10 protein-coding genes are annotated in these 9,489 nt (G+C 72.2%); 3 read left to right on the top strand and 7 right to left on the bottom strand.

The genetic code is table 11. The annotated features are described in order from the left end of the window. Positions 1-56: 56 nt before the first annotated feature. From VIM26_RS21410 to VIM26_RS21390, 5 genes are all read right to left on the bottom strand, one after another. The gene (locus VIM26_RS21410) at positions 57-1,151 is read right to left on the bottom strand and encodes a hypothetical protein (RefSeq protein WP_331955042.1); all 1,095 of its coding nucleotides are present in this window, start codon (positions 1,149-1,151) and stop codon (positions 57-59) included. A gap of 251 nt (positions 1,152-1,402) precedes the next feature. After that, positions 1,403-2,032 (bottom strand): DUF1275 family protein, encoded by a 630-nt coding sequence (locus VIM26_RS21405; RefSeq protein WP_331955040.1) that lies wholly within the window; start codon positions 2,030-2,032, stop codon positions 1,403-1,405. Positions 2,033-2,048: 16 nt separating this feature from the next. Beyond that, complete coding sequence (locus VIM26_RS21400; protein ID WP_331955038.1) at positions 2,049-2,207, bottom strand: DUF1275 family protein; 159 nt, start codon at positions 2,205-2,207, stop codon at positions 2,049-2,051. A 68-nt stretch (positions 2,208-2,275) separates the two neighbouring features. Next, a complete protein-coding gene (locus tag VIM26_RS21395) occupies positions 2,276-3,097 on the bottom strand; it encodes a YceI family protein (RefSeq protein ID WP_331955036.1) in 822 nt (273 codons plus the stop codon). Further along, positions 3,094-5,505, bottom strand: coding sequence for an MFS transporter (locus VIM26_RS21390; RefSeq protein ID WP_331955034.1), 2,412 nt, complete (start codon positions 5,503-5,505; stop codon positions 3,094-3,096). The genes VIM26_RS21395 and VIM26_RS21390 overlap by 4 nt, the downstream gene beginning before the upstream one ends. 374 nt (positions 5,506-5,879) lie before the next feature. Between VIM26_RS21390 and VIM26_RS21385 the strand changes: the two genes are divergently transcribed. Then, positions 5,880-6,344 carry a MarR family winged helix-turn-helix transcriptional regulator gene (locus tag VIM26_RS21385; protein ID WP_331955032.1) on the top strand — a complete coding sequence of 155 codons (465 nt, stop codon included), beginning with the start codon at positions 5,880-5,882 and terminating at the stop codon, positions 6,342-6,344. A gap of 71 nt (positions 6,345-6,415) precedes the next feature. Here VIM26_RS21385 and VIM26_RS21380 read toward each other — a convergent pair whose 3' ends face one another. Next, positions 6,416-6,907, bottom strand: a complete 492-nt coding sequence (locus tag VIM26_RS21380; RefSeq protein ID WP_331955030.1) for a GNAT family N-acetyltransferase — start codon at positions 6,905-6,907, stop codon at positions 6,416-6,418. A gap of 110 nt (positions 6,908-7,017) precedes the next feature. Continuing rightward, entirely contained in the window at positions 7,018-8,004 is a 987-nt protein-coding gene (locus tag VIM26_RS21375; RefSeq protein ID WP_331955028.1) for a quinone oxidoreductase, read from the bottom strand. 82 nt (positions 8,005-8,086) lie between these two features. Between VIM26_RS21375 and argC the strand changes: the two genes are divergently transcribed. Both argC and VIM26_RS21365 read left to right on the top strand, forming a co-directional pair. Further along, positions 8,087-9,157: an N-acetyl-gamma-glutamyl-phosphate reductase gene (gene argC, locus VIM26_RS21370; RefSeq protein ID WP_331955026.1), complete on the top strand. Its 1,071-nt coding sequence runs from the start codon at positions 8,087-8,089 to the stop codon at positions 9,155-9,157. Beyond that, positions 9,154-9,489, top strand: a 336-nt coding sequence (locus VIM26_RS21365) for a bifunctional ornithine acetyltransferase/N-acetylglutamate synthase (RefSeq protein WP_331955024.1), incomplete at its 3' end; no start/stop codon positions are given. The genes argC and VIM26_RS21365, both read left to right, overlap by 4 nt.

Genomic DNA, 9,489 nt, shown 5'->3' with positions numbered 1-9,489 from the left:
GTCCCTGGACCGCGCTGGGGCTGACACGTTTGGCTTGCCCGCGACCGGCGGTCTCGCTATTTGAACAGCACGCGCTGCACCTGCAAGACCGACGAGGTGCTCACCTCGTTCACCTTCGCCCACTCGTCCAGGGTGCTGCCGCCCTCGATCGTGATGCGTGTGAGATTCGGGACGCTCTTGGTGAGTCCGTAGAACGACAGCCACTTCGAGGTGGTCAGCGGGTGGTCCATGAGAAAGATGTGCGTGTCTCCGTTGAACAGGAACACCGGGCGGGCGAACGCCAGGCTTTCCGCAGAGATCGTCTGCACGATGCTCTTGAATGCGGTCTTGTAGGTGGAGCCGGGCGACCCGGTGAACATGTCGGCCTGCATCAGCAGCACGACCGCCCGACTGCCGTCCGCCTTGGCGCTCGCGAAGGCGGACTGGATCAGGGCCTTGTCGGCACTGTTCCGGGCGGACTCTTCGGAGAGCTGGGCCGACGTCGGCGTCGTGTACCCCAGGCCCGTCCAGGCGGCGAGGTCGTTGTACGAACCGACCAGGTGAACCGCGGCGAACGTGAGGCCCGCCTCGCTGAGAGTGACGTTCTCCTCGTAGCCGTACTGGGCGTTCACGCTGATCGCGTTCTGTCCCAGCGTCAGGCCGGGCACGGGGAAGAAGACGTTGCGCACGGCGCCGAGCCGTTCGAGCGGGTTGGCCTGGCCGACCGCGGCCCGGTGGCAGTCGGTCCACTCGTTGTCCCCGGGCGTGTAGACCAGCGGGTCGACGAAGGTGTCGAACATCGACTTGATCGTGGCGTAGTACCCGTCGGAGCAGTCGATCGGGGAGCTGATGTCGCCCAGATGGGAGACGAGCTGCACGTCGGGGTCGGCGTTGAGCTGGCCGATTCGGCCGGGAAACGCGGCGAGCGCGGTGGATCCGTAGGGGTTGTCCCCGATCACCGCGAAGCTGAACGGGGTCGTGGTCGCGGCCGTGACGGCGGCAGTTTGCGCCGCAGCGCCGACGGCGGGCGGCCCGAGGGGATTCGCGCTGGTGCCGGCCGAGATGCCCGCCGCGCCGAGCGCAGCGGGTGCGGTCAGGGTGATGCCAAGCAGAGCGAACAGCACCATCAACGCCGGAAATGTCGCGGCGATGCGGGTTGGGCGACGCATCATGATCGGCTCCTGCCTACCGTCGGCTGTCGGACGGCAGCAATAGGAGGAAGACCCGTTCGCACGGGGGCAAGGAGAGGCACCGTGAGCGCGCAGCCCACAGGTCTGCGACCGTCAAGACTCACAACGTGCGGCGGACCGCTCCAACGCGGTCTCGCGCGCTGCGTGGTACCTCGAAGTATTCGCCCCTCGCGGCGCGCGGTCCAGCGGTCACGAAGACCCGCGCATTTCCTGCCGGACGCCTCTCGCCGTCCCTATCGGTCGGGCGTCGCCGGACCTGAGGCGGGGCCGACGGCGGCCGACGCGAGCCGCGGCCTGGGACCGCGCACCGCCTGACACGTCAGGGTGTTCAGTCCGTCGGGGGTGGGGGGCGCCGTCCAGTCGGCGGCGGTCGTGCCGCGCGCCAGGACGATTGCGGAGGCCGCGACGGCGAGCAGCACGGCAGTGGCGGCCGCGACGGCCCACGCCGGATCGGTTCTGAGCACCAGCAACGCGCCGCAGAACGCGCCGGCAAGCATCGCCAGCACCGACAGGATCCGGCGGGCGACCCGTGGCGGGCCGCCCGGCAGCGTGACGTCCGCGGCGAGCCCGGTGAGCGTGAGGGTGAGGACCGTCGTCGTCGCGTCGGGCACACCGATCGCTCGTGCGGTCGCGTTCTGCACCCCCAGCCCGACGGCGAGCAGCGTGAGCAGGACGTACCTGCCCGCGCCGGCATACGGCGCGGGGATCACGACGGCGACGACCAGTGCGGACGCCAGCAGCGCCAGGCTGACCGACGAGCCGACCGCGAGCCGGTGCCCCCGGTGCTCACCCACGCGGGTCGCGAGCGCCCCGCCGGCGGCAGCGCCGATCAGGAATGCGGCGAGCGCGGCGGCCGACGCCACGGCCGACAGGCTCGGCTCACCGGCCCAGGCGAAGCCGAGAAAGACGACGTTCGGCGGTCATGTTCGCCACGAACACCCGACCGAGCGCCAGGTAGCTGAACGCGTCGACGAGGCCCGTCACCACGGTCATCGCCAACAGCAGCTGGACCAGGCGTCGTGACCGGTTGACCGTCATGCCCGATCCTCTCGCCCCGCCCGGCCGGCCCGCCACGGCGCCGGACGTTCCCGCGGGAACGTCCCGACTCATCCGGGCAGCTGCTCGCCCTGGACGGCCTGGATGTCCAGCTCGACCTTCAGCGTCGTCCCGACGACCGCGATGCCCGCGGCGACGACCGGGTTGTAGCGCATCGCGAAGTCCTCGCGGCGCAGCTCGGTGGTCGCGCGGAACGCGGCGCGCTGGCCGCCCCACGCGTCGGGGCCGGTGCCGAGGTAGGAGAGCTCGAGGTCGACGGCGCGGGCGAGGCCGGCCATGGTGAGCTCGCCGTGCACGGTCCAGCGACCCGCGCCGGCCGGGGTGAGGCCGGTGCTGCGGTACGTGAGCTCCGGGTGGGCGCCCGCGTCCAGGAAGTCCGCCGAGCGCAGGTGCTCGTCGCGCGTGGCGTTCCCGGTGTCGATCGACGCGGCCTCGATGACGGCCTGCACCGAGGAGCCCAGGATGTTCCCGGCGATCTGGAGGCGACCGCTGAACGCCCCGAACACCCCGTGCACGCTCGACAGCCCGAGGTGCTGCGCGACCGCGCTGACCCGCGAGTGCACCGGGTCGATGGTCCACGGCCCGGGCGGCGGCAGGTCCACCGCGCCGGACCGGTCCAGCACGAGGACGCCGAGGTCGGCGCCGCCGGACGCCGTCACGATGGCGGTCGACGCGATCGGCTGGTAGCCGATCGCCGTCGCGATCACGGTGTACACCCCGGGTTCCAGCGACCCGGCGCGGACCTCGCCCTCGCCGTCGGCCGCCTCGCGGAGCACCTGCCGGCCCGTCATGTCGGTGACGGTCAGGACGGCGTGCGCGACCGCCCAGCCGTCCTTGGTGCGCAGCTGGGCGCGCAGCCCGCCGCCCGTCACGCCCGGGAGTCGGGGTGGCCGAGCTCGACGTCGAACCCGCTGGCGCCGCGGCCCTCGATCGTGAGCGCGGTGGCCACCGGCGGGTAGCCGCTCGCGATGAGGGAGTACTCGCCGGCGTCGAGGTCGGTGAACGCGTACGCGCCGTCCGGCCCCGTCGTCGCGGTGCCGACGACGTTCCCGGCGGCGTCGACGAGGGTCACCCGGGCGTCCGCCAGCGGCTGGTGGTCGACGGCGGTCCGGGTCACGCCCTCGAGCTGCGCGCCGGCGTGCAGGGCGATCTCCAGGCGCGTGGTGCCGACCCCGCGGACCTCGACGAGCTGGGCCGTGGGCCGGTACCCGGTGGCGTTGACCGCGACCGTGAAGTCGCCGGACGGCAGCTCGGAGAACGTGAACGCGCCGTTCGGGCCGCTCTTCCCGGTGGCCTGGACCTCCCCGCGGACGTCGGCGACCACGATCAGGGCGCCCTCGACCGGCAGGGTGTCCGCGGCTCCGGTCACGACCCCCGCGAGCCCGCCGTTCGGTGCCAGCACGACGTCGTACGCGAGCGCCTCGGCGCCGACGACGACCGTGGACGCCTGCGGCTGGTACCCGTCGGCGGCGGCGATCAGCACGTACGAGCCGGCGGCCGGCGTGCCCAGCGAGTACGCCCCGTCGCCCCGGGCGGTCGCCCGGCTGACCTGCTGGCCGGACAGGGAGATCAGGGTGAGCGTCGCGTGCGCGACGCCGCCGCCCTCCGAGCCACGGATCTGGCCGCGTACGACGGGCCCGGGCGCGTCCTCGATCCCGCTCACGACGGACGCGAACGAGGCGAGCGGGAGGGACCGGTCGCCGTCGGCCGCGCCCGCACCGACCAGGGCCGGCTGCCGCGCGTCGGTGGCCGGGGCGGCCTCGTGACTGGACAGCTCGGCGACCTGCTCGGGTCCGGTCGACCTGCGCAGCGGGACCTCCTTGATGAACAGCACGATCAGGAATGCGACCAGCGCCAGGGGCGCGGCATACAGGTAGACGTCGCCGATGCCGTGTCCGTACGCGCTCTGGACGACCGTGCGGATCGGGGCCGGGAGCGTGGCGAGGTCGGGGATGCCGCCGTCGGACGCGCCGGCGGCCGGGACGCCGATCGCGGCCAGGCCGTCGGCCACGTAGCCGGTGACCCGGTGCCCGAGGAGCGCTCCGAGCGCGGAGACGCCGACCGCGCCACCGAGCGAGCGGAAGAACACGACGGTCGAGCTCGCGACGCCGATGTCCTTGTTGGTCACCTGGTTCTGGGTGGCGAGGACCAGGTTCTGCAGCATCATGCCGATGCCGAGTCCGGTCAGCGCCATGAAGATCGCGAGGTGCCAGTACGGCGTGTCGACCCGCATTCTGCTGAGCAGGCCGAGGCCGGCGGTCAGCAGGACTCCGCCGGAGACGAGCCAGCCCTTCCAGCTGCCGGTCTTGCTGATGATCTGGCCGGAGACCGTGGAGGAGATGGCCAGGCCCGCGATCAGCGGGATGGTCAGCACGCCGGACATGGTCGGGGTCTCCCCGCGGGCGAGCTGGAAGTACTGGCTCAGGAAGATCGAACCGGCGAACATGCCGACGCCGACGAACAGGGACGCGAGCGAGGTGAGCGCGATCGTCTTGTTGCGGAACAGCCGCAGCGGGATGATCGGCTCGCTGGCCTTGGACTCGATCAGGACGAAGATGAGGGCGAGCAGCGCCGCGCCGCCGGTCATGGCGGCCGTCTGCCAGGAGGCCCAGTCGTACTTGTCGCCCGCGAAGGTGACCCAGATCAGCAGCAGGCTGACCGCGGCGGCGACGAAGAACGCGCCGGCCCAGTCGACCTTGACCTTGCGCTTGAGCACCGGCAGCCGGAGCGTGCGCTGGACGACGAAGAACGCGATGATCGCGAACGGCACCCCGACGTACAGGCACCAGCGCCAGCCGAGCCAGCTCGTGTCGACGATCGTGCCGCCGATGAGCGGGCCGGCGACGGTGGCGACGGCGAAGGTGGCGCCGACGTAGCCGGAGTACCGGCCGCGCTCCCGGGGGGCGATCATCGCGGCCATCACGATCTGGGTCAGCGCGGTCAGGCCGCCGGTGCCGATGCCCTGCAGCGCCCGGAAGGCGATCAGCATCCCGGCGCTCTGCGACAGGCCGGCCCCGATGGAGGCCACCACGAAGATCACCAGGGCGGTCTGGACCAGCACCTTCTTGCTGACCAGGTCCGCGAGCTTGCCCCACAGCGGGGTCGATGCGGTCATCGTGAGCAGCGACGCCGTGATGACCCAGGTGTATGCGCTCTGCCCGCCGCCGAGCTCGGAGATGATCTTCGGCAGCGCGTTCGTGACGACCGTGGAGGACAGGATCGCCACGAACATGCCGAGCAGCAGCCCGGTCATCGACTCCAGGATCTGGGCGTGCGACATCGGGGGCTGCTCGGGGTGGTTCTGGGCTGCGCGGGATCCGGCTGCCGGGGTCGCCGGTGCGGCGGCGGTTTGGTCTGCTCGTGATCGTGTACGTGATGTTGTCGTGCTCATCGTCATCCTCTTTCGCCCCGCGGTGGGAGTAGTGCGCTTTTGGCCAGTCCCGCTGGCGGTGAGCCACAGCGGCCGCGATCGGCTGCTGCGGGGATCGGTGAGTTGCTTCACGTGTGCGTGGACACGGAGCAGGCCGAGGCGAGATCCCCAGATTGTTGCGTGGGGCAACCATACGTCTCTATTGTTGCGTGAGGCAACAGTTGTCCGCCTGCTGAGAAGGCTGCTTATGATTGCCTCGAGCAACCAAAAATTGAGGAGTGCGCATGACCATCGCCGACACCACGACTGACCCGTACCCGCAGGTCGCGCGCGAGCTCGCGCTCCTGCTCCGGCGGGCGCGGTCGCTGGCGACGACGATGTCCAAGCGCGCTCACCCGGCCCTCGACGCCACGATGTATCCGATGCTCGCCCACATCGCCCGGACCCCGGAGGTGCACGGCTGCGACCTGGCGGCACAGTTCGGCGTCGGCCGCGCCACGATCTCCCGGCAGGTCAGCCATCTCGAGTCGCTCGGGCTGGTGAGCCGCCACCCCGATCCCCAGGACGCGCGCGGTCAGCTGATCGAGCTCACGCCGGAGGGTGACGTCTTGGTCACCAACGCGTCCGAGGCCTGGCGCCTGCGGCTGAGCGAAGCCCTGAGCGACTGGTCGCCCGACGACGTCGCGATCCTCGCCACGTCCCTGGGCCGCCTGAACGAGACCATCGACGAGTCCCTCCGCACCCCCTGACCCCCTCCCGACGTGTCAGTGCCAACGCGCCGCAGGGACCGCGCTCGGGCTGACAAGTCTCGGGGGTGGGGTTACGCGGCTCGGGCGAGGAGGGCTACGCGCACTGCGCCGCCCTTGGTGACCTGCTCGCCGATCTGGGTGAACCCGAGCCGGGCGTGGAACGCGAGGGACTGCGGGTTCGGCGGCTCGAGGTTCACCTCGCAGGTGATCTCCGTGAGCCCGAGCTCGACCGCGCGCGCCGCGACCGCCTCGTAGAGCACTCGGCCCAGCCCGCGACCGTGCGCGCTCGGCGCGACGACGATCCGGTCCACGTACAGCGAGCCGGGCCGGTTCGCGCTGAACCAGACGAAGTTCTCGCTCGGGTAGTCCGCGCCCGGCGTCAGGGCGAGCAGGAACGCGACCGGGACGCCGTCGTCGTCGTCGAGCACGACGGCGACGTCGCAGCGCGGCACGTGCGCCGTCAGCGCCTCGAGCCCGAGGGCGTTGACCGCCGGCACCGCGGCATCGTTCAGGGCGGCAAGCGCCGCCAGGTCGCCGGAACGGATCGGCCGAGGAAGATTCACGTCCAAAATGCTAACCGCAAGCCCCAAACCCCCTGGTACATCCGCGAGTGCGCGATTTTGGCTGCTGAAAACGCCGAATCAGCAGCCGAAGTCCCGCACTCGCACGGGGGTCACGGGATCAGCAGGACCTTGCCGGTCGTGCGGCGGCCTTCCAGGGCTCGGTGGGCTTCGGCGGCCTCGGGCAGCGGGTACTCGGCCCCGATCCGGACGTCCAGCGTCCCGGCGGCGACCGCCTCGAACAGCTCGCCCGCCCGCCAGGCCAGCTCCTCGCGCGTGCGCGAGTAGTCGTCGAGCTTGGGGCGCGTGAGGAACAGGGATCCGCCCGCGTTCAGCCGTTGCGGGTCCACCGGCGGGACCTGTCCCGAGGAGCCGCCGAACAGCACCATCGCCCCGCGCCGGCGCAGGGACGCGAGCGACCCGTCGAACGTCGTCCGCCCGACGCTGTCGAACACGGTGTGCACGCCCGCCCCACCGGTCAGCTCGCGCACGATCGCCGGCAGCTCGCGCGTGAGGTCCGTCAGCTCCGTGTAACGCACGACGTCGCTCGCCCCGGCGGCTCGCGAGAGCGCCTCCTTCTCCGGCGTGGACACCGTGGTGATCACGCGCGCACCGCGGGCCACCGCGAGCTGGGTGAGGAGCAGCCCGACGCCGCCCGCCCCCGCGTGCACGAGCACGTCCTGCCCCGCGCTGACCGGGAACACCGAGGAGACCAGGTAGTGCGCGGTGAGCCCCTGCAGCGGGAGCGCCGCGGCGACGTGGTCGCTCACCCCGGCGGGCACCGCCAGCGCCCGCGCGGCGTCGACCACGGCGAGCTCGGCGTACGAGCCCGGCGAGTCCGACCACGCGACCCGATCCCCGACGGCGAACCCGAACAGGTCGCCCGAACCGACCGCGACCACGGTCCCCGCGCCCTCGGCGCCCACGACGTGCGGGAACGGGACCGGGTAGATCCCGGACCGCCGATAGGTGTCGATGAAGTTGACCCCGGCGGCCGCGACGTTGACCAGGAGCTGGCCCGGTCCGGCCGTCGGATCGGGGAGCGTGACGTAGGTCAGGACTTCGGGCCCGCCGGGGGCTGTTGCTTCGATTGCGCGCATGACGACACGCTAGCTGCGCCCACCGCCGACCGGCCCCACCTGGCATGTGCATTGATCTGCACAGGCGTGTATGTTCATGCACATGTCTTTTTCAGTGGCTGTGGCCGGCGCGAGCGGGTACGCGGGCGGTGAGGCCCTGCGCCTGCTGCTCGGGCACCCCGACGCGCGCATCGGTACCCTCACGGCGCACTCCAACGCCGGCAGCACGCTCGGCGAGCACCACCCGCACCTGCGGGCGCTCGCGGACCGGGTGCTCGCCCCGACCTCCGCCGAGAACCTCGCGGGTCACGACGTCGTCGTGCTGGGGCTGCCGCACGGAGCGTCCGGCGCGATCGCGGCCGAGCTCGGCGACGACGTGATCGTCATCGACCTGGGCGCCGACCACCGGCTGACCGACGCCGACGCGTGGGCGCAGTTCTACGGCGGGGACCACGCCGGCAGCTGGCCGTACGGCCTGCCCGAGCTGCTGCACGCGGGGGAGACCACCGCGAAGGCCCAGCGCGGCAAGCTCACCGGCGCCCTCCGGATCGCGGTGCCCGGCTGCAACGTCACCGCGATCACGCTCGGCCTCCAGCCGGGGATCGCGGCCGGGCTGATCGAGCCCACCGACCTGGTCGCCGTGCTCGCCAACGGCTACTCGGGCGCCGGCAAGACCCTCAAGAGCCAGTACCTCGCGTCCGAGGCGTTCGGTTCGGCCATGCCCTACGGGGTCGGCGGCGTGCACCGGCACACCCCCGAGATCGAGCAGAACCTGCGGGTCGCCGGGGCCCGGGACGTGACGATCTCGTTCACCCCGACCCTGGTCCCGATGGCGCGCGGCATCCTCGCGACCGCGACGGCGCGCCTGGCGCCCGGTGTCGACCCGTCGCAGGTGCGCGCGGCCTGGGAGGCGGCCTACGCCGACGAGCCCTTCGTGCACCTGCTCCCGCACGTGCCCGGCCGGCCCGCGCAGTGGCCGACGACGGCGGCCGTCCTCGGCGCGAACACCGCGCTCGTGCAGGTCGTCGTGGACGAGCGCGCCGGCCGCGTGGTCACCGTGACCGCGATCGACAACCTCGTCAAGGGCACCGCCGGCGGCGCCCTGCAGTCCCTCAACCTCGCGCTCGGGCTCCCCGAGACAACCGGCTTGACCACGAACGGAGTTGCACCGTGAGCGTCACCACCCCCCAGGGCTTCCGGGCGGCCGGGGTGACCGCCGGGCTCAAGGCCTCCGGGCGCCCCGACGTCGCGCTCGTCGTCAACGACGGCCCGCTGCAGGTCGCCGCGGCCGTCTTCACCTCCAACCGCGTGCACGCGGCGCCGGTGAAGTGGTCGCGCCAGGTCGTGTCCGACGGCGTGGTGAGCGCCGTCGTCCTCAACTCCGGCGGCGCGAACGCGTGCACCGGCACCGAGGGGTTCGTCGACACCCACACCACGGCCGAGCACACCGCGACCGCGCTCGGGCTCTCGGCGGGCGACGTCGTCGTCGGCTCGACCGGCCTGATC

Origin of the sequence: Pengzhenrongella sp., assembly GCF_036565025.1 — a bacterium.
In the GTDB taxonomy this organism is placed as follows: Bacteria; Actinomycetota; Actinomycetes; order Actinomycetales; family Cellulomonadaceae; genus Pengzhenrongella.
Note: the sequence above shows the minus strand (reverse complement) of the source record. Positions and strands in the feature narration are given on the sequence as shown.

What these genes read in the sequence shown, in the direction of transcription:
- VIM26_RS21410 (WP_331955042.1), bottom strand. Translation starts at nt 1,151, where the DNA reads ATGATGCGTCGCCCAACCCGCATCGCCGCGACATTTCCGGCGTTGATG.
- VIM26_RS21400 (WP_331955038.1), bottom strand. Translation starts at nt 2,207, where the DNA reads ATGACGGTCAACCGGTCACGACGCCTGGTCCAGCTGCTGTTGGCGATG.
- VIM26_RS21390 (WP_331955034.1), bottom strand. Translation starts at nt 5,505, where the DNA reads ATGTCGCACGCCCAGATCCTGGAGTCGATGACCGGGCTGCTGCTCGGC.
- VIM26_RS21385 (WP_331955032.1), top strand. Translation starts at nt 5,880, where the DNA reads ATGACCATCGCCGACACCACGACTGACCCGTACCCGCAGGTCGCGCGC.
- VIM26_RS21375 (WP_331955028.1), bottom strand. Translation starts at nt 8,004, where the DNA reads ATGCGCGCAATCGAAGCAACAGCCCCCGGCGGGCCCGAAGTCCTGACC.
- argC (WP_331955026.1), top strand. Translation starts at nt 8,087, where the DNA reads ATGTCTTTTTCAGTGGCTGTGGCCGGCGCGAGCGGGTACGCGGGCGGT.